This is a genomic window from Streptomyces sp. HD (assembly GCF_028369295.1).
Lineage (GTDB): Bacteria > Actinomycetota > Actinomycetes > Streptomycetales > Streptomycetaceae > Streptomyces.
This window is the reverse complement of the sequence record NZ_JAQMYP010000031.1, coordinates 37,537-57,023: the sequence shown is the minus strand read 5'-3', so window position 1 is coordinate 57,023 and position 19,487 is coordinate 37,537. Positions and strand designations below refer to the sequence as shown.

Sequence of the window (19,487 nt, the reverse complement as noted above, 5' to 3'; positions counted from 1 at the left end):
CAACCGGCCCCGGTCAGGACCCGGTTGGTCCCGAGGCGGGGGCGGCTCAGTCCTCCGCCGCCGACTTGGAAGCCGTCGCCTTCTTGGCGGTCGTCTTCTTCGCCGTCGTCTTCTTCGCAGCCGTGGTCGTCTTCTTGGCCGCGGTCTTCTTCGCAGCCGTCTTCTTCGCCGGGGCCTTCTTGGCGGTCGTCTTCTTCGCAGCGGCCTTCTTCGCCGTCTTCTTGGCGGGACCCTTAGCCCGCTTCTCGGCGAGCAGCTCGAAGCCGCGCTCCGGGGTGATCTCCTCGACACTGTCGCCGGAGCGCAGCGTCGCGTTGGTCTCCCCGTCGGTGACGTACGGCCCGAAGCGACCGTCCTTGACGACGACCGGCTTCTTGCTGACCGGGTCCTCGCCCAGCTCCTTCAGCGGCGGCTTGGCGGCCGCGCGTCCGCGCTGCTTGGGCTGGGAGTAGATCTCCAGCGCCTCTTCGAGGGTGATGGTGAAGAGCTGCTCCTCGCTCTGCAGCGACCGCGAGTCCGTGCCCTTCTTCAGATACGGCCCGTATCGGCCGTTCTGCGCGGTGATCTCCTGGCCCTCGGCGTCGGCGCCGACGACTCGCGGCAGCGACATCAGCTTGAGGGCGTCGTCCAGGGTCACCGTGTCCAGCGACATCGACTTGAACAGCGAGGCCGTACGCGGCTTCACGGCGTTCTTGCCGGTCTTCGGGGTGCCCTCGGGGAGCACCTCGGTGACATACGGGCCGTAGCGGCCGTCCTTGGCGACGATCGCGTGTCCGGAGACCGGGTCGGTGCCCAGCTCGAAGTCGCCGCTGGGCTTGGCCAGCAGTTCCTCGGCCAGTTCGATGGTCAGCTCGTCGGGCGCGAGGTCGTCCGGGATGTCGGCGCGCTGGTGCTGCTCGGTGTCCTTCTCGCCGCGCTCGATGTAGGGGCCGTAGCGGCCGACGCGCAGCACGATGTCGTTGCCGACCGGGAACGACGACACCTCGCGCGCGTCGATCGCGCCCAGGTCGGTCACCAGCTCCTTGAGGCCGCCGAGGTGGTCCCCGTCGCCGTTGCCGGCGTCGGCCGCGCCGCCCTCTCCGATGCCCTCGCCGAAGTAGAAGCGCTTCAGCCACGGCACGGACTGGGCCTCACCGCGGGCGATGCGGTCGAGGTCGTCCTCCATCCTGGCGGTGAAGTCGTAGTCGACGAGTCGGCCGAAGTGCTTCTCCAGGAGGTTGACCACGGCGAACGACAGGAAGGACGGGACGAGCGCCGTGCCCTTCTTGAACACATAGCCGCGGTCGAGGATCGTGCCGATGATCGACGCGTACGTCGACGGGCGGCCGATCTCGCGCTCTTCCAGCTCCTTGACCAGGGAGGCCTCGGTGTAGCGGGCCGGGGGCTTGGTGGCGTGCCCGTCGACCGTGATCTCCTCGGCGCTGAGCGCATCGCCCTCGCTGACCTGCGGCAACCGGCGCTCGCGGTCGTCCAGCTCGGCGTTGGGGTCGTCGGCGCCCTCGACGTAGGCCTTCAGGAAGCCGTGGAAGGTGATCGTCTTGCCGGAGGCGCTGAACTCGACGTCCCGCCCGTCGGCCGAGGTGCCGCCGATCTTGACCGTGACCGAGTTACCGGTCGCGTCCTTCATCTGGGAGGCGACGGTCCGCTTCCAGATCAGCTCGTAGAGCTTGAACTGGTCGCCGGTCAGCCCGGTCTCGGCAGGGGTGCGGAAGCGGTCGCCGGAGGGGCGGATCGCCTCGTGTGCCTCCTGCGCGTTCTTGACCTTGCCGGCGTACGTGCGCGGGGCGGACGGCAGGTAGTCGGCGCCGTACAGCTGCGTGACCTGGGCACGGGCGGCCGCGACGGCGGTGTCGCTCAGCGTCGTGGAGTCCGTACGCATGTACGTGATGTAGCCGTTCTCGTACAGCTTCTGCGCGACCTGCATGGTGGCCTTCGCACCGAAGCCGAGCTTGCGGCTCGCCTCCTGCTGCATCGTCGTCGTACGGAACGGGGCGTACGGCGAGCGGCGGTAGGGCTTGGACTCGACGGACCGGACGGCGAACTGCGTCTGCTCCAGGGCGGCGGCAAGGGCGCGGGCGTTCGCCTCGTCGAGGTGGAGGGTGTTCGCGCTCTTGAGTTGTCCCAGGGAGTCGAAGTCGCGGCCCTGCGCGACCCGCCTGCCGTCGACGGTCTGCAGGCGGGCGACCAGCGACGACGGGTCCGACGAGTCCCCCGCGCGGCCGGTCGCGAAAGTGCCCGTCAGGTCCCAGTACTCAGCAGAACGAAACGCGATGCGCTCGCGTTCCCGCTCCACGACGAGTCGGGTGGCGACGGACTGGACACGGCCGGCCGACAGGCGCGGCATGACCTTCTTCCACAGGACCGGCGAGACCTCGTAGCCGTAGAGGCGGTCGAGGATGCGGCGGGTCTCCTGGGCGTCGACCAGCTTCTGGTTGAGCTGGCGCGGGTTGGCGACGGCGGCCTGGATCGCGGTCTTGGTGATCTCGTGGAAGACCATCCGCTTGACCGGGACCTTGGGCTTGAGCACCTCCTGGAGGTGCCAGGCGATGGCCTCGCCCTCGCGGTCCTCATCGGTGGCGAGGTAGAGCTCGTCGGACTCCTTCAGCAGGTCCTTGAGCTTTTTGACCTGGGCCTTCTTGTCGGCGTTGACCACATAGATCGGCTCGAAGTCGTGCTCGACGTCCACACCGAGGCGGCGGACCTCACCGGTGTACTTCTCCGGCACCTCCGCGGCGCCGTTGGGGAGGTCGCGGATGTGCCCGACGCTCGCTTCGACTACGTAGCCGGGGCCCAGGTAGCCCTTGATCGTCTTCGCCTTGGCAGGCGACTCGACGATGACGAGTCGGCGGCCGCCCTGTGCGGTCTCGCTGGTCGGGGACAACTTCGCTCTTCTCTCCGGTCGACGCTGGGGCCTCCCCAGGGTCGCTTGGCTCCCGGGGTCGGGTGGTGGTGACGCTGCGGAGTGTGACGGTACATCCCGCCCCGTTGTCAAACGGGAAAAGCCCGCAACGGCCACTCGAACGGTAACCCGACTTCCGCCATTCCTGCCGCCCGGAGTGCTCACCGGCCTTTTCGAGCCTTTCCGGAAGAGGCCCTCCCAATTATCGGCCGCCCAGCTCGCGGGCCGTTCTCACAGGCGGGTGAAGCACCACGTTCCGATGATCAGCGCGATCACCGAGACAAGGCCCGCGAGCGTCGCCGATGCGACGGGGCTCACACCGTGAGCGACGGGCTGACGCTGTCGTACCCGGACCGCCGTCCATGCCAGCAGCCCGCCTCCGAACAGGGCGAACACGACCCCGGCGAAGATCGCCGGTCCCCTTTCCATGGTTCCGATCGCCCCTTTTCTCCCGTCCGCGAGTGCCCAGCCCGGCGAGGCTGACACGTGCGGACGGCGCACAGGCGAACCTCAGGTGAACGCGGGGCCGACACGGCTGTGGACACCCGGAGCCCGACGGCCCCGTCCGCCACGACAGCCCCTCCGCCACGACAGCCCCACCGAACCCATCGATCCCATCGGTCCCATCTAACTCATCGGACTCACCAGGCTCACTGAACTCACATCCCTCGTGAGCCTCACCCGCCTCAGATCTGACCCGGGCGCGGGCACCTTCCGGTCGTCTTCTTGTCGTCGGACCGGCTGACCGTGCGGACGACCTTGTTGAAGCCCTGTTCCCAGTCCTCCACGTCCGCCATCCAGCCATGGACCGTGCGCTCCGGACCCGGCGCCCAAACCGGCCCGAATTTGTTGCCGCACGGCTCGGTGGCGTTGTCGGAGCCGTTCTTGTGGCTCATTTCCCCGGGGCGCCTGAACAGTGCCTATGACCTGGTCGGTGTGGGGTTTGGTGCCGTCGATCAACGGGGCGTTGTAACTGCCCTCCTGTTCCACGTGGACCCAGCAGCCGCCGACTGCTCATCTGGCCGACCCACAGGTCCACCCCGTCGTCGCGGAATCGGCCCACCTCGCCGCTCGCGGCATACCGCCCCGGGTACGAGACATGCCGTACCGCTGTTGGCCGCGGTGAACCCATCCTTCGTCGGTACGACGGCGTAGACGGCGGCGTCCGGCAGCGCCGTGGCGACCGCCCCGCTCTGCCTCTCGCAGCGCCGCACACCCTGCGCGCGGGCTTCGGCGAAGTCGATGGCGGTGTCGACGGCCACGACACCGAGATTCGGCACCGACTCAGACCGCGGCCGAGGTGAGCGGTTCGCCACGCGCGCGTTCCGGGGCGAGGTGACCGGGGGTGCCGAGGAGGCCCGCGGTGGCCGTGAGCCGGGGCTCGCAGGACTCGGGCCGGAGGGCGATGCCGTGGTCGGTGAGGCGCACGTGCGCGTAGGGGCCGCCCGAAGCGTCCGGCGCGAGAAGGATGTTGGCCGGTTTCACCTCCCGGTGGAGGATGCCGATCCGGTGCCCGGCGGTCAGCGCGTCGAGCACCGCGGGTCCGACGCGGGCCACCTGAACGCGCGTCAGCGGCCCTGAACGCCGTACGACCGCCTGGAGATCCACCGCGTCCGGCACGTACTCCATGACGATCCACGGCAGCCCCCGTGCACCACCACGTCGTGCACCGTCGCCACATGGGATGTCCCCGCAGCCGCGCCGCGTGCCGGGCCTCGCTGCGGGCCCGCGCGATCCGCTGCGCGGTCTCGCTCGCGTCCATCGGCGCGTCCGGAAGCGTGATCTCCTTCAGCGCGACTTCGCAGGCCAACTCCTTGTCGTACGCGCACCACACGCGGCCCATGGCGCCCGCGCCGAGTGTCCGCAGCAGCCGGTAGCGCCCGCTGGCGACCCTGCCTTTGCCGTGATCCGGCGTCTCCCCCGCCATCACGCCTCCCCAAGGCCCAAGTCGGCGCGCCTCCCCCGGGGACACGTCGAGTCCGTCTCTCGAAGACAGCTTCGCACCTGCCACTGACAGGAGGCTTTTTCATTGCAAAAGCTAACAAACCAGGCACTCGCGACCCGTGTGTGCCCTCCGCCCCACGGCTGTGGAACGGCTAGAGCACATCGAGGGTCGCGCGCCGCCTGCTGCCGTGCTCGAAGAGGGCCAGCAGCAGCACGGCGAGGACCAGGTACCCGGCGCCGACCGCGAGTTCGGCTCCCAGCAGGCCTGTGTCCAGCCCTTGCCCAGCTGCCGACCGTCGCGCCGCGTCGGCCGCGTGCGTCAGGGGGAGGACCTCGCCGGCCGTGCGCATCCAGTGCGGCAGCGTCTCGCGCGGCACGTTCGCGCCGGTGAGCAGGAGCAGCACGGAAGTGGCCACGTTCGACACCAGGAACACGTCCCGGAAGCGGAGCCCCAGCGCGCCCAGCGCAAGCCCGAACGCGGAGCAGGCTGCCGCGGCGGCGACCAGGACGGCGACGAGCTGCGGCAAGCTGTCCATCGGCACCGGCAGGCCCAGCACCAGCGCGCCCCCGGCGAGCGTGAACCCGCTGACGACCAGGCCGTTGAGGACGTACGGCAAGGCCCGCCCGAACCAGAGCGGCGCCCGGCGGCGGGGGCTGAGCAGCACCGCGCCGAGCGTGCCGTAGCGCCGCTCGTTGGCGACGGCCATGGTGCCGCCGTACACGCAGGCCGTGGAGGAGGCGAGGACGGCGTTGCCCAGCAGGTAGAAGCGGTCGTCGGCGACCTGGAGCTGGCGTCCCAGATAGACGAAGAAGAGCAGCTGGAGCACGGGGCCGACCAGCAGGGTGCCGATGAACATCGAGGGCGTGGTCCAGTTGAACAGGGCCCGGTAGGAGATACCGCCGCCGATGACGACGAGGCGTGCGGTACGGACGAGTTGACGCATACGGATTCCTCGGTGCGGGTGCGGCAGGAGCCGTGGGCGGTCAGGTGAGGGCGAGGGTCGCGGCGGCACGCGCGCGTGCCTCGACCCGGCCGAGCACTGCGACGGCCAGCAGGGCGTAGAGCGCGCCGAGGCCGAGCGCGAGCCCCAGCGGAGCGGCCACGGCCCCGCCGGAGGCCGCTGCGTGCACGGCGCGGGCACCCCAGGTGGTGGGCAGCGCCCAGGACAGCGGGTGGGTCCACGCGGGCAGCACGGTGACGGGGACGAGCATCCCGGACAGCAGCCACACCGGCGCGTCCAGCGCGTTGGCCAGTGCGTTCGCATTGCGCAGCAGGACGAACGTGGCGGCCAGCAGCAGCCCCATGGCCCCGAGAGCGAGGACACATCCCGGAACCGCCAGCAGGAAGAGCAACGGGTGCGCGAAGTGCAGCGGCACACCGAACAGCAGCCATCCCCAGACGACGGTCGCGACCATCGAGTACGTCCCCACGACCGACGTGGCCAGCGTGATCGGCAGCAGCACCAGCGGCAGCCGGGTCGGCGCGACGACCAGGCACTCCAGGGTGCCGAGCCAGCGCTGGTTCTGCACCGCCCCGCCCGACCCGAACAGCACCGACGACCAGATGCCCATGAGGCCCGCGCCGACCGAAGCGGTGAGCAGCCGGTCGGGGTCGCCCGCCGCGCGGAAGAGGTGGACGGCGAGGGTCGCGTAGACGAGCGGCACCAGTACCGCGAAGGTGATCTCCAGGGGCGAGCGCGACATGTAGATGACGTGCGTGCGCACTCCTACGGCGATGAGTCGCGGCCGGCGCCTCAGACCTACGGCGACGAGCCGGGGCCTGTTCTGCGCGGCGCTCATGCCGGGACCTCCGCCGATTCGGAAGGCCCCACCGGACCACCCGATTCGGAAGCCCTGGCAGGACCGCCCGGTTCGGCGTCCTCGGCCCGTCCCGCGGTGGCGCGTTCCGCTTCCGCGACGATCGCCACGTAGGCGTCCTCCAGCGTCGGCTCGCGCGTGGCGACGCGCCCCAGGCGTACGCCGTCCAGCGCGGCGAGCACACGCGCGTGGAGCTCGGTTCCGCGCTCGCTCTGGACAGTCAGGAGCTGTACGGAGCCGCGGTCGTCGACCGCCGCGTCCCGGACGCCGGGCAGCGCGCGCACCCGGTCCAGCTCCGTCTCCGAGAGCCCGTGGGCCTCGACTTCGAGGACGTCGCGTTCCTGGACGCGGGCCTTGAGGGCCCCGGGCGCGTCGAGGGCCCGTATCTCCCCGCCCGCGATGACGGCGATGCGGTCGCACAGTTCGTCGGCCTCGGCCATGTAGTGCGTGGTGAGGACCACCGTCGTCCCGGCGGCCGACAGGTCGGCGACGGTGCGGCGCAGATCCCGTGCGGCGACCGGGTCGACGCCGATCGACGGCTCGTCCAGGAAGAGCACGTCGGGCCGGTGGAGCAGGCCACGGGCGATGTGCAGCCGCTGCCGCATACCGCGCGAGTAGCCCTCGACGCGCTCCCGTTCCCGCCCGTCCAGACCGACCAGCTCCAGTAGTTCGGCGATCCGGCGCCGCTGCTCGTGCGGCTCGACCTCGTACAACTCGGCGAAGTAGCGCAGGTTGTCGAGGGCGGAGAGGCGCTCGTACAGGCCCCGGTCGCCGCCGAAGACGTAGCCGATACGCCTTCGTACGGCGACGGGGTCGCGGGCCACGTCGTGCCCGAACACCCGGGCCGTGCCCGAGGTGGGCAGCAGCAGGGTGTTGAGCATCTTGATGGTGGTCGTCTTGCCGGCGCCATTGGGGCCGAGCAGGCCGAACAGCTCGCCCGGCGCCACCTCGAAGCTGACCCCTCGTACAGCTTCGGTGGTGGTGCGCCGGGGCCGCAGCCAGCCGGTTCGCGACGTGTAGGTACGGCGCAACCCGTGCGCCTCGATGGCAAGCATGCGCCGGACGGTAGGCGGGCGGCTCGGGCACGGTCGATGAATTCGGCGGCTCCCGAATCGTCGCCCACGCGTGCGTGTGTCTTCTGGCACTCACACGCGCGTGCACGCTCCGAAGCCCGTACACACCGCCCGTGCCCTCGAAGGCGGACCGGCCCGCTCACCCCACCGCGCGCAGCACGTCCTCCCCGGACAGCAGCGCCAGCAGGGCGCGCCCGGTGTCGGTGAGCTGGTAGTACACGCTCCGGCCGACCCGGTGCCGGGTGACCACCCCGGACTCGGAGAGCACCGACAGGTGCTCGGAGACGGTGCTGGGAGCCAGGCCGAGCCGGTCGGCGATGCCGGCGGTGGTGAGCGGCCCGCCGAGCTCGTGCAGGACCGCCGCCCGGCCGCGCCCCAGCAGCATCCCGAGCCGGTCCCCCGCCGGTTCCTCCTGCCGTTCGCGCAGCACGGCCGCGCCCCGCGCCTGGAAGGAGACGGTGAGCACCTCGGGATGGTCCGTCGAGTACAGCCGGCACCCCTCGGCGAAGACCAGCGGCACGAGCAGCAGCCTGCGCTCGCCCGCGTGGTACTCGGCGTCGATGTGCTTGGTCAGTTCCAGCACGGGCGGTGCCCACTTCGCGCGTGACTCCAGGCCGGCGAAGAGCGCGTCCACGCCCTCCGTGGCGAAGGTCCGCGCCCGGAGCAGGACCTCGTCCTCGACGAGCCGCCGCATGACCGGCCACAGGTCGGCGAGGGCACCCTCCCAGTACGCGGCGTACGCGTCGGCGAGGGCGGCGCAGGCGGCCTGCGGGTCCTCCAGGTACGGCCGTACGAGTGGATGGTCGTCCATGCCGGGGTAGTGCTCGGCCAGCTGGGCCCGCACCACGTCCGGCGCTGTGCCGCGCACGATCTCCAGCTCCTGTTCGATCGACGTCGCGCCGATCGGCTGGGGCAGCATGAAGTCGGGGAAGTTGTGCGGCCCTTCCATGAGCGCGCGCAGCGGGGCGATCCGGTCGTCCTCCCGGATCACCTCACGCGCGTGCGGGACCCACTTCTGGTACGGCCAGGAGGGGTTCCGGTGCGGCATCGCCAGGTGCAGGCTGCAGAACGCGTCCCACAGCGGGCTGACGGTGATGCGGGTCGCTCCGAGCGCGGCCTCGTCAAGCTCGATACGAATCACCGGAACCGGCTTTCCCGAGCTTTCCCGGGGTTCCCGGTCTTCCCGGGGTTACCGGGGTTACCGGGGTTACCGGGGTTCCCGGGGTTACCGGGGTTACCGGGGTTCCCGGGGTTACCGGGGTTCCCGGGGTTACCGGGGTTCCCGGGGTTACCGGTCTTCCCGGGGTTCCCGGGGTTACCGGGGTTACCGGGGTTCCCGGTCTTCCCGGCGTCACCGGGGTCACCGGCCCCTCCGGTCTCCCTGACGTCTCCGGCCTCCCCGGTCCGCATCGTCACCGCGCGCCGCCGCCGGCCGGTTCGAGGAACCCCTGCTCCACCAGCAGCCGGATCTGCGCGGGCGTACGGTCGCGCAGCAACACCGGGTCCTCGCTCATCAGTTGGGCGATCGCGTCCAGAATGCGGCCCGCGCTCAGCGAGCCGTCGCACACGCCCGCGAATCCCGCGCCGACCGTGTCCACCTGGGTGGCCCGGCGCATCCCGCGGTGCTGGCGCAGCACCACGTGCTCCGGGTCCTCGGCGCCGGGCAGCCCGACCTGCTCCTGCACGACCTCGCCGACGAGCCTGAAATGGTCCTCCAGCAGGGCCGCGTCGTCGCGGGCGCGCAGGTAGTCGACCCGGTCGAAGTGCGCACGGACCACGTCCCCGAGCGGCTGCTCGACCGGATGCGGCCACTCCTCCGCGATGATCGAGGGAACGGCGACCGACGCCTTCCGCAGGGTGATCCACCCGAACCCGACGGCCTTCACCTTGCGCGCCTCGAACTCGTCCAGCCAGGCGTCGTACCGCGCCTGGTACTCGGCCGGGTCACCCCGATGGTCCCCGGCGTCCCTGAGCCACAGCTCGGCGTACTGCGTGACGTCCTGGACCTCGCGCTGCACGATCCAGGCGTCGCACCCGCGCGGCACCCACGATCGCAGCCGGTCCTGCCAGTCCTCCCCCTCCACGTGCTGCCAGTTGGCGAGGAACTGCGCGAACCCGCCCTCGCTCAGCCGCTCCCCCGCCCCTTGAACGACCGACCGGCACAGATCGTCCCCGCCCATCCCGCCGTCGCGGTACGTCAGCCGGGCGGCCGGTGAGATCACGAAGGGCGGGTTGGACACGATCAGGTCGTACGTCTCTCCGTTCTTGAGCGGCTCGAACAGCGAGCCCTCCCGCAGATCGGCGGCCGGGGCGGCGGACAACGCGAGCGTCAGCGCGGTGATGTGCAGCGCGCGCGGGTTGAGGTCGGTCGCCGTCACACGCGTGGCGTGCTGCGCGGCGTGCAGCGCCTGGATGCCGGAACCGGTGCCGAGGTCCAGGGCGGAGGCGACGGGCGTACGGACGGTGATGCCGGCGAGGGTCGTGGAGGCGCCGCCGACGCCCAGGACGACCCCCTCGTCCTTGCTGCCGATGCCGCCCGCACCGCCGACGGCACACCCGAGGTCGGACACGATGAACCAGTCCTCGCCACCGGGCCCGCCGTAGGGGCGTACGTCGACGGTCGCGGCGAGGTCGTCTTCGGAGTCACCCCCGACCCGCACCAGCCACCCGCTCTCCAGGAGGGCGTCGACGGGCAGAACGTCCGCCACGCGCGCGTGCGGCACGGGCTGCTGCAACAGGAAGAGGCGTACGAGCGCCTCCAGTGGTGTGTCTCCGCGAGTCGCCCGGAGCGCGGGCACGGTCTCGCTCCGGGCGAGCGCCGTGTACGCGGGCGCGCCGAGCAGTTCGAGCAACCCGTCGGCGGTGAAGGAGGCCCTGAGCAGGGCCTCCCGCAGCCGGGCGGCGACATCGGGGCGGTCGGAGGCGGGCAGGGCAGGCAGCGTGGAGTCACTCACGCCCTCATTGTGACGTGTGCCCGCCCCGCGAGGCGGCTCAGCTGCCGGTGACCCCGGCCGACTCGGACGCCGCGGCGGCCTGCTTGCAGCCCTCCTGGGACGTCAGCGCCTTCTTTGTGTCGCCCGACTCCAGCTTCTTCAGCGCGTTGACCGCGGTCTTGCGCTGGGTCTCGACCTGCTTCATCTCGGCCGACACGTCCTTCAGACCGGACGCGAACTTCGCCTGGTCCTTCGTGTTCAGCCCGTCGACCCGCTTCTTCAGGTCGGCGTAGGCCGCGGAGAGGTCGGTGAGCTGCTTGACGACGTCCTTCTGGACCTTCGCGCCGTCCTCAACGCCGGGAGGTGCCCCGGCGCCGCCGATGAGGCTCGCGCGGGCCTTGTAGCCGTCGGCGAGGTCCTGGAAGGCCTTGGAGTCGGCCTGCTGGAGCTCCTTGGGCGTGCTGGTGGTGTCCTTGGCCGCCTTGGTGATCGCGACGTAGGCGGCGGATATCTTCGCGTTCTGCGCCGGCACGGCGTCGCAGACCTTCTTGGCCCAGGCATCCAGCTCCGGGTTGCCCTCGTCGCTCGTGCATCCCGTCAGTGCCAGCGTCAGTACCGCACCGCCGGACAGTGCGGCCGCGAGCTTCTTGTTCACCGGTTTGGTCCCTTCCATGGCTCAGCCACGGGACCCTACACGTCGGACGCGAGACGAAAGCGCACCGAATGCCATGTATGTACGACTTAGCCGCTCTTTGCACCATGCGAGAGAAGCGTCACGGCCAGGGGTGTGAACAAGCACGAGGCGGGCGGGCGGCACGTCAACGCGCGCCGCCCGCCCGCCCCTTGAACTGGGCCGTCGCAGGACCGCCTACGAGACCACCGCGGGATCGACCGGTTTGGCCACCCTGTCGGCGTTGCCTTCGTCACCCATGGCGATGCCGCGCCGCTTGGAGACGTAGACCGCACCGACGATCACGAGGAGCGAGGAGACGGCGATCACGACCCGTACCCCGACGTTCTTGTCCTCGCCGTAGCTGAACTGGATGACCGCGGGCGCGATGAGCAGCGCGACCAGGTTCATCACCTTCAGCAGCGGGTTGATCGCGGGACCGGCGGTGTCCTTGAAGGGGTCGCCGACCGTGTCGCCGATCACCGTCGCGGCGTGGGCCTCGCTGCCCTTGCCGCCGTGGTGGCCGTCCTCGACGAGCTTCTTGGCGTTGTCCCAGGCGCCGCCGGAGTTGGCGAGGAACACCGCCATCAGCGTGCCGGAGCCGATCGCGCCCGCCAGGAATGCGCCCAGGGCTCCGACCCCGAGCGTGAACCCGATGAAGATGGGCGCCAGGACCGCGAGCAGACCGGGCGTGGCGAGCTCGCGCAGGGCATCCCGGGTGCAGATGTCGACGACCTTGCCGTACTCCGGCTCCTCCGTGTAGTCCATGATCCCGGGCCGCTCACGGAACTGCCGCCGCACCTCGTAGACCACAGATCCCGCAGACCGCGACACGGCGTTGATGGCGAGCCCCGAGAAGAGGAACACGACCGCAGCGCCCGCGATCAGGCCGACGAGGTTGTTGGGCTGCGAGATGTCCATCATCAGGCTCATCGGCGCGCCGTCACCGCTGAGTTTCTCGCCCACGTCCCGCGCGCCGGTGGTGATGGCGTCGCGGTACGACCCGAAGAGCGCCGCTGCCGCCAGGACGGCGGTGGCGATGGCGATGCCCTTGGTGATGGCCTTCGTGGTGTTGCCGACCGCGTCCAGGTTGGTGAGCACCTGGGCGCCCGCGCCCTGGACGTCGCCGGACATCTCGGCGATGCCCTGCGCGTTGTCGGAGACCGGTCCGAAGGTGTCCATGGCGACGATCACGCCGACCGTGGTGAGCAGGCCTGTGCCGGCCAGCGCCACCGCGAACAGCGCCAGCATGATCGACGTGCCGCCGAGCAGGAACGCCCCGTAGACGCCGAGGCCGATCAGCAGGGCGGTGTAGACGGCGGACTCCAGGCCGACGGAGATGCCGGCAAGGACGACGGTGGCAGGACCGGTGAGCGAGCTCTTGCCGATGTCCATGACCGGGCGTCGGTTGGTCTCGGTGAAGTAGCCGGTCAGCTGCTGGATGAGAGCGGCCAGCACGATGCCGATCGCCACGGCGACGAGCGCGAGGATCCGCGGGTCGCCGTTCTTGGCCGCGATCGCCCCGTCGGTGACGCCGTCGAGGTCGGCGTACGACGACGGCAGATAGACGAACACGGCGACCGCGACGAGCGCGAGCGAGATCACCGCGGAGATGAAGAACCCGCGGTTGATCGCGGACATGCCGCTGCGGTCGGCGCGGCGCGGGGCCACGGCGAAGATGCCGATCATCGCCGTGATCACGCCGATCGCGGGCACGATCAGCGGGAAGGCGAGCCCGGAGTCACCGAAGGCCGCCTTGCCGAGGATCAGCGCGGCGACGAGGGTCACGGCATACGACTCGAACAGGTCGGCCGCCATGCCCGCGCAGTCGCCGACGTTGTCACCCACGTTGTCGGCGATGGTCGCGGCATTGCGCGGGTCGTCCTCCGGAATGCCCTGTTCGACCTTGCCGACCAGGTCGGCGCCGACGTCGGCGGCCTTGGTGAAGATGCCGCCGCCGACACGCATGAACATCGCGATCAGCGCGGCGCCGAGACCAAATCCTTCGAGCACCTTCGGCGCGTCGGCCGCGTACACCAGCACTACACAGGAGGCGCCCAGCAGACCGAGCCCCACCGTGAACATGCCGACGACGCCGCCCGTGCGGAAAGCGATCTTCATTGCTTTGTGCGAGACCGCGGTGAGATCCTTTTCCGGCTCTCCAGGCGCCGGAGTCGCTTCCCGTGCGGCTGCGGCGACACGCACATTGCTGCGCACGGCGAGCCACATGCCGATATAGCCGGTGGCCGCCGAGAACGCGGCGCCGATCAAGAAGAACACCGATCGGCCGATGCGCTGATTCCAGTCGTCCGCGGGCAGCAGCATGAGCAGGAAGAACACGGCGACGGCGAATACGCCGAGCGTGCGCAGCTGCCGGGCCAGATAGGCGTTGGCGCCTTCCTGGACGGCTGCCGCGATCTTCTTCATGCTGTCGGTGCCCTCGCCCGCCGCTAGCACCTGGCGTACCAGAACGCCGGCGACGACGAGCGCGGCCAGCGCGACGACCCCGATGACCGTCACGATGATCCGGTTGTCGTCGGTCAGTACTGCGGCTGCGAGGGTTGTGGGGTGGTCCAGCTGATGAGGGGTAGAAAGCCCCGCCATTCGTCCTCCTTGACGCTTGGGCTGAGCTCAAGATGTGGACGGATTCTAGGTACCGGAACCTGATCAAAACAGATGGCGGTAAGCGGAATTAGCCTTCTTGTGCCGTTCAGCAAATGATCGACGTCAAGCCACTGAACCCGAAAGTGCTAATGCCCTAAAACCGTTGACGTGAGCATTGACTCTTGATCGAATTATCGGGAGATTGATCGTGAATTCCTTCACGAATTCCCGGGCGTCGTCGGAGAAACGCGAAGGGGCCCTGCTGAGCAGGGCCCCTTCGCGATGAGGTGGGTTGTTCGGGTAGGCCGATCAGGTGAGCACCGCGGCCGGCGGTGTGGTCGGCCAGGTCATACGAATCAACCCGCCGTGCTCTCCTGCGGAGACCTCCACGTCGTCGACGAGGCCGCTGATGACCGCGAGGCCCATCTCGTCCTCCTCGGCCTCCACGTCGCCGTCGTCGCCCGCGGCACCGGGTGCCCGCTCGCCGGGAGCGGAGCGCGGCGCCTCGTCGCCGACCTCGATGGAGAACTGTTTCTCCTCCTCGATCAGCGACACCTTCACCGGCGCCGTGATGCCGACGCTCTGGTGCAGTCCGACGGCACGGGTGCAGGCCTCGCCGACGGCGAGCCTGACCTCGTCCAGGACGGCCTCGTCCACTCCGGCCCTGCGCGCCACCGCCGCCGCCACCAGTCGGGCGGTCCTGACGTGCTCGGGCAGCGCGCTGAAGCGGAGTTCAACGGTGGCCATGCATCCCCCTCCGAACTACGGGCGTGCTGTCCGGAGGACCGGGCCGCCGAAAGCCCGGTCCCCCTTCTCTTTCAACTTCTGCCGTACCGGGCACGCGCTGTGGCGGACCCTGGTGCGGTGATCAGTCGGTCGCCGCCACCGCTTCCTCGACCGAGGTGTGGATCGGGAACACCTTGGTGAGACCGGTGATGCGGAAGATCTTGAGAATGCGCTCCTGGTTGCAGACCAGGCGCAGGGAGCCCTCATGGGCACGCACACGCTTCAGGCCGCCGACCAGCACGCCGAGCCCGGTGGAGTCGAGGAAGTCCACGCCCTCCATGTCGACGACGAGGTGGAAACTCCCGTCGTTCACCAGCTCGACCAGCTGCTCGCGCAGCTTGGGCGCGGTATATACGTCGATTTCGCCACCGACCTCGACGACCGTACGATCGCCGACGGTACGGGTCGACAGGGACAGGTCCACGGATCCTCCAGCACCTTGCTAATCGAGCGGTCGCCCCTCGGGACACCTCGGCTTGAAGCCCCCAGGACGGTTCGCCAGCCGCGATGGCATTCAATCACTTACCGGCAGGCGTGCACGACGCCTTGGTCCCATTGTCCGTCACGCCAGTGACACACTCGGTGCCGATGGCCAAGAATCACCGATCCGATCGATCCCCGACGGGCCCCGTTTCCCGGGTGGACCCGGGCGCGGTGCTGGGCCGACTCGCCTCGGGGCCGAGCCGGGCTTCGCGCATCACTCATACGGAGCATGTGCCCCCGCGCGAGGGTCGCCATGCCGTCTGGCCGGACCGGATCCGCGCGGAGGTCATCGCCGCGGTACAGACGGCCGGAATCGAACATCCCTGGGCTCACCAGGCACGGGCCGCCGAGCACGCCCTCGACGGCGACTGCGTGGTCGTCGCCACGGGCACGGCGTCCGGCAAGTCCCTGGCCTACCTCGTACCGGTCCTCTCGACGCTCCTGGACGGTTCCGAGGCCCCCAACGGCCGTGGCGCCACCGCCCTCTACCTCGCTCCGACCAAGGCTCTTGCGGCGGACCAGTGCCGTTCGGTGAAGGAACTTTCACATCCGCTGGGCAATTCTGTACGGCCGGCCGTGTACGACGGCGATACTCCGTTCGAGGAACGGGAGTGGGTCCGCCAGTACGCCAACTACGTCCTCACCAACCCCGACATGCTGCACCGGGGCATACTCCCGTCCCACCCTCGCTGGTCCTCCTTCCTGAAGGCGCTGAAGTACGTCGTCATCGACGAGTGCCACACCTACCGCGGTGTCTTCGGCTCCCATGTCGCCCAGGTCCTGCGCCGCCTGCGCCGCCTGTGCGCCCGCTACGGCGCCTCTCCGGTCTTCCTGCTGGCCTCCGCGACCGCCGCCGAGCCCGCGGTGGCCGCCCGCCGCCTGACCGGCCTCCCGGTCGTCGAGGTCGCCGACGACGCCTCCCCACGCGGCGAACTGGTCTTCGCCCTCTGGGAGCCCCCGCTCACCGAGATGCAGGGCGAGAAGGGTGCCCCCGTCCGGCGTACGGCCACCGCCGAAACGGCCGACCTGCTCACCGATCTGGCGGTACAGGGCATCCGCTCGGTCGCCTTCGTACGCTCCCGGCGTGGCGCCGAGCTGATCTCGGTCATCGCCCAGGAACGCCTCGCCGAAGTGGACCGCTCGCTCGCCCGGCGTGTCGCGGCGTACCGGGGCGGCTATCTCCCCGAGGAACGCCGCGCCCTGGAGCAGGCCCTCCACTCCGGCGAGCTCCTCGGCCTCTCGGCCACCACGGCCCTGGAGCTCGGCATCGACGTCTCCGGCCTGGACGCCGTGCTGATCGCCGGATACCCGGGCACGCGCGCGTCCCTGTGGCAGCAGGCGGGCCGGGCCGGTCGCTCCGGGCAGGGCGCGCTGGCCGTCCTGGTCGCCCGCGACGACCCCCTGGACACCTACCTCGTCCACCACCCCGAGGCCCTGTTCGACCGTCCGGTGGAGTCGACGGTCCTCGACCCCGACAACCCGTACGTCCTGGCCCCGCACCTGTGCGCGGCCGCCGCGGAAATCCCGCTGACGGACGAGGACCTGGCGCTGTTCGGCCCGGAAGCCGAGGGGCTGCTGCCGCAGTTGGAGGCCGCGAAGCTGCTGCGCCGCCGTACGAAGGCCTGGCACTGGACACGCCGGGAACGGGCCGCCGACCTGACCGACATCCGCGGTGAGGGCGGCCGCCCGGTCCAGGTCGTCGAGTCCGGGACGGGACGGCTGCTCGGCACGGTGGACGCGGGCGCCGCGCACAGCACCGTGCACGAGGGCGCGGTCCATCTGCACCAGGGCCGCACGTATCTCGTCCGCTCCCTCGACCTGGAGGACTCGGTCGCCCTGGTCGAGGAGGCCGCCCCGCCGTATTCGACGGTCGCCCGGGACACGACCGCGATCGCCGTCCTGGAGACGGACATCGAGGTCCCGTGGGGCGACGGGCGCCTCTGCTACGGCTCCGTCGAAGTCACCAACCAGGTGGTCTCCTTCCTGCGGCGCCGGCTCATCACCGGCGAAGTGCTGGGCGAGACGAAACTCGACCTCCCTCCTCGTACGCTGCGCACCCGCGCCGTGTGGTGGACGGTCACCGAGGACCAGCTGGACGAGGCCCGGATCACCCCGGAGATCCTCGGCGGCGCCCTGCACGCCGCCGAGCACGCGTCCATCGGCCTGCTCCCCCTCTTCGCGACCTGCGACCGCTGGGACATCGGCGGCGTGTCGATCCCGCTCCACCCCGACACACTGCTCCCCACGGTCTTCGTCTACGACGGCCACCCGGGCGGCGCGGGCTTCGCCGAGCGCGCCTTCCGCACGGCGCGTTCCTGGCTCACCGCCACCCGCCAGGCCATCGCCTCCTGCGAGTGCGACGCCGGCTGCCCGTCCTGCATCCAGTCCCCCAAGTGCGGCAACGGCAACGATCCGCTGCACAAGAGGGGGGCGGTGCGGTTGCTGACGGTGCTGTTGCGGGGGGCGCCAGAGGGGGAGGGAGACCTGGCGGGGGGTGGGACGCCCGTTGGGGGTGGGCGTGCGCCGACTGGGGGTGGGAGTGCCCCGGCTGAGGGTGGGAGGGCCCCGGCTGGGGATCAGGTCCCGCCTAGTGGGGGTGCGGGCTCCCCGGCTGGGGGTGGGGTTACGCCAACCGGGAGTGCGGACGCCCCAGCTGAGGATGGGGTTACGCCAACCGGGAGTGCGGACGCCCCAGCTGGAGATGGAGTTACGCCAACCGGGAGTGCGAGCGCCCCGGCTGAGTTTGGCGTTACGCCAACTGAGGGCGGGGTTACCCCGGTCGGCGACGGCGTTGCCCCAGCCGGGAGGCCGGTCAAGACGCCGGCGTCGGCGGGGCCGCACCCTCAGGGCCGAACGGCGGAGGCGACGGCGGGGGCCCAGCCGGCGGAAGCGCCGTCGGCAGGGCCGGGCCCGCAGGTCCCGCCCGCGCCCTGACCTCTGCCGCGAACGGCCCCCGGCCCGACGCCGCCGTCACGTCCGAGACCTCACCCACCACTTCGCACCGCACGAGCCGCACACCCTGCGCCCGAGCCACCCGCTCGGCCCGGCCACAGGCCGCCGCACCGCCCTCCGCCCAGTGGTCGGCCGCCGCAAGCGCCGCGAGATCCGCACCGCCGGCCGCATGGTGCCGGGTAACGGCCGCTTGTCCCAGGGCAAGTACCGCGCCGAAGACGACGCAGAGCACGGCGATGACACTGACGCTCCAGACGGTGGCGGAACCTCGGTCGGAGCGAGGGCGGGCGGCGGGTTCCCGGGCCCTGTGCCGACCGATGGCGGGCTTCCGGTCAGTACACCAGTCGGTGCGGGAGCCCAAGCCATGCTCGGCGCCGGGGTCGGAGGCGTAGGCGTGGGCGTGGGCGTGGCCAGAGCGTCGACCGCCCGCTGCCACGCCAGGACGTCGACCGCCCGCTGCCACGCCAGGACGTCGACCGCCTGCCGCCGCACCGGAACTCCGACCTCCCGCCACCGCGCCGGACCCCCGACCGCCCACCGCCACACCGGGGCATCGGTCGCCCACCGCCACACCGGGACATCGGTCGCCCGCCACCTCGTGACCAAGGCGTCGGTCGGCGACAGAACCCCGGCCCGCTGCGAAACCTCCGTTCATGTCCCCGCCCCCACGCTCTCCTCCGCCGCCGCCACGGCCTCCTCCCGTACCTCGAAGGGGAGCCCGCGCAGCAACGACCGCTGGGCCACTACGACCACGCGAACCTCGCCCCCTTCCCGCTCGACCGTGACCCTCGCGCCACGCGGTGCCGCCTCACGGGTCACCTCGATGACCGCGTCGGCCGGATCCTGCCGGGCTGCCGCGCGGGCGCCCGTCCGGGCCGCGTCCACACACTGGATCTGCGCGGCCATCACGAGCAGCCCCCACACCAGCGCCATCGCGAACATCACCAGCACGGGCAGCACCACAGCCGACTCCGCCGTCACGAACCCCCGGTCCGACGCCCACGCCGACACCCGGGACGCCCCTCGCTCACCCTCGCCCTCACATCCGCGCATCGAGCGCCTGCTTAACGATGGCCTGCAACTCCGCGCTGACCTCCCCGCTCGTCACGACCTTGTAGAGCACCACGGCGAACGCCACCGCCGCGACGATCCCCATCGCGTACTCGGAGGTGACCATCCCCGCATCCCTCCGCGCCCCGCGCACCCTGCACACCAGCGCGGGCATCCGCGCCTCTACTGCCTTGTACATCTCAACCCCCGTGATTCTCAGTCCTGTTGAAACCAGCTGCTGAACCAGCTGTTGAAACGTCTGCCGTCGAACTTCG

15 protein-coding genes and 2 pseudogenes are annotated in these 19,487 nt (G+C 70.7%); 1 reads left to right on the top strand and 16 read right to left on the bottom strand.

Features of this window, described 5'->3' with window-relative positions; all coding sequences use genetic code 11:
* Positions 1-46 precede the first annotated feature (46 nt).
* The 13 genes and pseudogenes from topA to bldG form a co-directional block, all read right to left on the bottom strand.
* Positions 47-2,881, bottom strand: coding sequence for a type I DNA topoisomerase (topA, locus tag POF73_RS27875; protein WP_272120885.1), 2,835 nt, complete (start codon positions 2,879-2,881; stop codon positions 47-49).
* A 249-nt stretch (positions 2,882-3,130) separates the two neighbouring features.
* On the bottom strand, positions 3,131-3,328 hold the full coding sequence (locus POF73_RS27870; RefSeq protein WP_272120883.1) for a hypothetical protein: 198 nt from the start codon (positions 3,326-3,328) through the stop codon (positions 3,131-3,133).
* 257 nt (positions 3,329-3,585) lie between these two features.
* Positions 3,586-3,795 (bottom strand): hypothetical protein, encoded by a 210-nt coding sequence (locus tag POF73_RS27865; RefSeq protein WP_272120881.1) that lies wholly within the window; start codon positions 3,793-3,795, stop codon positions 3,586-3,588.
* A 394-nt stretch (positions 3,796-4,189) separates the two neighbouring features.
* A pseudogene (locus POF73_RS46315) lies at positions 4,190-4,826 on the bottom strand (serine/threonine-protein kinase); the annotation flags it as partial.
* 169 nt (positions 4,827-4,995) lie between these two features.
* Positions 4,996-5,787, bottom strand: a complete 792-nt coding sequence (locus POF73_RS27850) for an ABC transporter permease (RefSeq protein ID WP_272120875.1) — start codon at positions 5,785-5,787, stop codon at positions 4,996-4,998.
* Positions 5,788-5,827: 40 nt separating this feature from the next.
* On the bottom strand, positions 5,828-6,643 hold the full coding sequence (locus POF73_RS27845; RefSeq protein WP_272120873.1) for an ABC transporter permease: 816 nt from the start codon (positions 6,641-6,643) through the stop codon (positions 5,828-5,830).
* Entirely contained in the window at positions 6,640-7,716 is a 1,077-nt protein-coding gene (locus POF73_RS27840; RefSeq protein ID WP_272120871.1) for an ABC transporter ATP-binding protein, read from the bottom strand. The genes POF73_RS27845 and POF73_RS27840 overlap by 4 nt, the downstream gene beginning before the upstream one ends.
* Positions 7,717-7,873: 157 nt before the next feature.
* Positions 7,874-8,875, bottom strand: coding sequence for an ArsR/SmtB family transcription factor (locus tag POF73_RS27835; RefSeq protein ID WP_272120869.1), 1,002 nt, complete (start codon positions 8,873-8,875; stop codon positions 7,874-7,876).
* A gap of 271 nt (positions 8,876-9,146) precedes the next feature.
* The gene (locus POF73_RS27830) at positions 9,147-10,688 is read right to left on the bottom strand and encodes a N5-glutamine methyltransferase family protein (protein WP_272120867.1); all 1,542 of its coding nucleotides are present in this window, start codon (positions 10,686-10,688) and stop codon (positions 9,147-9,149) included.
* A 37-nt stretch (positions 10,689-10,725) separates the two neighbouring features.
* Positions 10,726-11,340 (bottom strand): small secreted protein, encoded by a 615-nt coding sequence (locus tag POF73_RS27825; protein WP_272120865.1) that lies wholly within the window; start codon positions 11,338-11,340, stop codon positions 10,726-10,728.
* Positions 11,341-11,535: 195 nt separating this feature from the next.
* On the bottom strand, positions 11,536-13,941 hold the full coding sequence (locus tag POF73_RS27820; RefSeq protein ID WP_272120863.1) for a sodium-translocating pyrophosphatase: 2,406 nt from the start codon (positions 13,939-13,941) through the stop codon (positions 11,536-11,538).
* 309 nt (positions 13,942-14,250) lie between these two features.
* Positions 14,251-14,688 carry an ATP-binding protein gene (locus POF73_RS27815; RefSeq protein ID WP_272120861.1) on the bottom strand — a complete coding sequence of 146 codons (438 nt, stop codon included), beginning with the start codon at positions 14,686-14,688 and terminating at the stop codon, positions 14,251-14,253.
* A 121-nt stretch (positions 14,689-14,809) separates the two neighbouring features.
* Positions 14,810-15,151, bottom strand: a complete 342-nt coding sequence (gene bldG, locus POF73_RS27810) for an anti-sigma factor antagonist BldG (protein WP_003975386.1) — start codon at positions 15,149-15,151, stop codon at positions 14,810-14,812.
* Positions 15,152-15,315: 164 nt separating this feature from the next.
* Between bldG and POF73_RS27805 the strand changes: the two genes are divergently transcribed.
* A complete protein-coding gene (locus POF73_RS27805) occupies positions 15,316-18,144 on the top strand; it encodes a DEAD/DEAH box helicase (protein ID WP_272120838.1) in 2,829 nt (942 codons plus the stop codon).
* Between the two features lie 40 nt (positions 18,145-18,184).
* Here the strand turns inward: POF73_RS27805 and POF73_RS46310 are convergent.
* The 3 genes and pseudogenes from POF73_RS46310 to POF73_RS27790 all read right to left on the bottom strand — a co-directional run.
* Positions 18,185-18,817: pseudogene (locus POF73_RS46310) on the bottom strand (Rv3654c family TadE-like protein); the annotation flags it as partial.
* Positions 18,814-19,215, bottom strand: a complete 402-nt coding sequence (locus tag POF73_RS27795) for a TadE family type IV pilus minor pilin (RefSeq protein WP_272120836.1) — start codon at positions 19,213-19,215, stop codon at positions 18,814-18,816. The gene POF73_RS27795 and the pseudogene POF73_RS46310, both read right to left, overlap by 4 nt.
* The gene (locus tag POF73_RS27790; protein WP_272120834.1) at positions 19,202-19,411 is read right to left on the bottom strand and encodes a DUF4244 domain-containing protein; all 210 of its coding nucleotides are present in this window, start codon (positions 19,409-19,411) and stop codon (positions 19,202-19,204) included. Before POF73_RS27790 ends, POF73_RS27795 begins: the two co-directional genes overlap by 14 nt.
* Between the last annotated feature and the right edge of the window lie 76 nt (positions 19,412-19,487).

What these genes read in the sequence shown, in the direction of transcription:
- POF73_RS27845 (WP_272120873.1), bottom strand. Translation starts at nt 6,643, where the DNA reads ATGAGCGCCGCGCAGAACAGGCCCCGGCTCGTCGCCGTAGGTCTGAGG.
- POF73_RS27825 (WP_272120865.1), bottom strand. Translation starts at nt 11,340, where the DNA reads ATGGAAGGGACCAAACCGGTGAACAAGAAGCTCGCGGCCGCACTGTCC.
- POF73_RS27805 (WP_272120838.1), top strand. Translation starts at nt 15,316, where the DNA reads ATGGCCAAGAATCACCGATCCGATCGATCCCCGACGGGCCCCGTTTCC.
- POF73_RS27870 (WP_272120883.1), bottom strand. Translation starts at nt 3,328, where the DNA reads ATGGAAAGGGGACCGGCGATCTTCGCCGGGGTCGTGTTCGCCCTGTTC.
- POF73_RS27820 (WP_272120863.1), bottom strand. Translation starts at nt 13,941, where the DNA reads ATGGCGGGGCTTTCTACCCCTCATCAGCTGGACCACCCCACAACCCTC.
- POF73_RS27865 (WP_272120881.1), bottom strand. Translation starts at nt 3,795, where the DNA reads ATGAGCCACAAGAACGGCTCCGACAACGCCACCGAGCCGTGCGGCAAC.
- POF73_RS27790 (WP_272120834.1), bottom strand. Translation starts at nt 19,411, where the DNA reads ATGTACAAGGCAGTAGAGGCGCGGATGCCCGCGCTGGTGTGCAGGGTG.
- POF73_RS27840 (WP_272120871.1), bottom strand. Translation starts at nt 7,716, where the DNA reads ATGCTTGCCATCGAGGCGCACGGGTTGCGCCGTACCTACACGTCGCGA.
- POF73_RS27815 (WP_272120861.1), bottom strand. Translation starts at nt 14,688, where the DNA reads ATGGCCACCGTTGAACTCCGCTTCAGCGCGCTGCCCGAGCACGTCAGG.
- POF73_RS27850 (WP_272120875.1), bottom strand. Translation starts at nt 5,787, where the DNA reads ATGCGTCAACTCGTCCGTACCGCACGCCTCGTCGTCATCGGCGGCGGT.
- POF73_RS27795 (WP_272120836.1), bottom strand. Translation starts at nt 19,215, where the DNA reads ATGCGCGGATGTGAGGGCGAGGGTGAGCGAGGGGCGTCCCGGGTGTCG.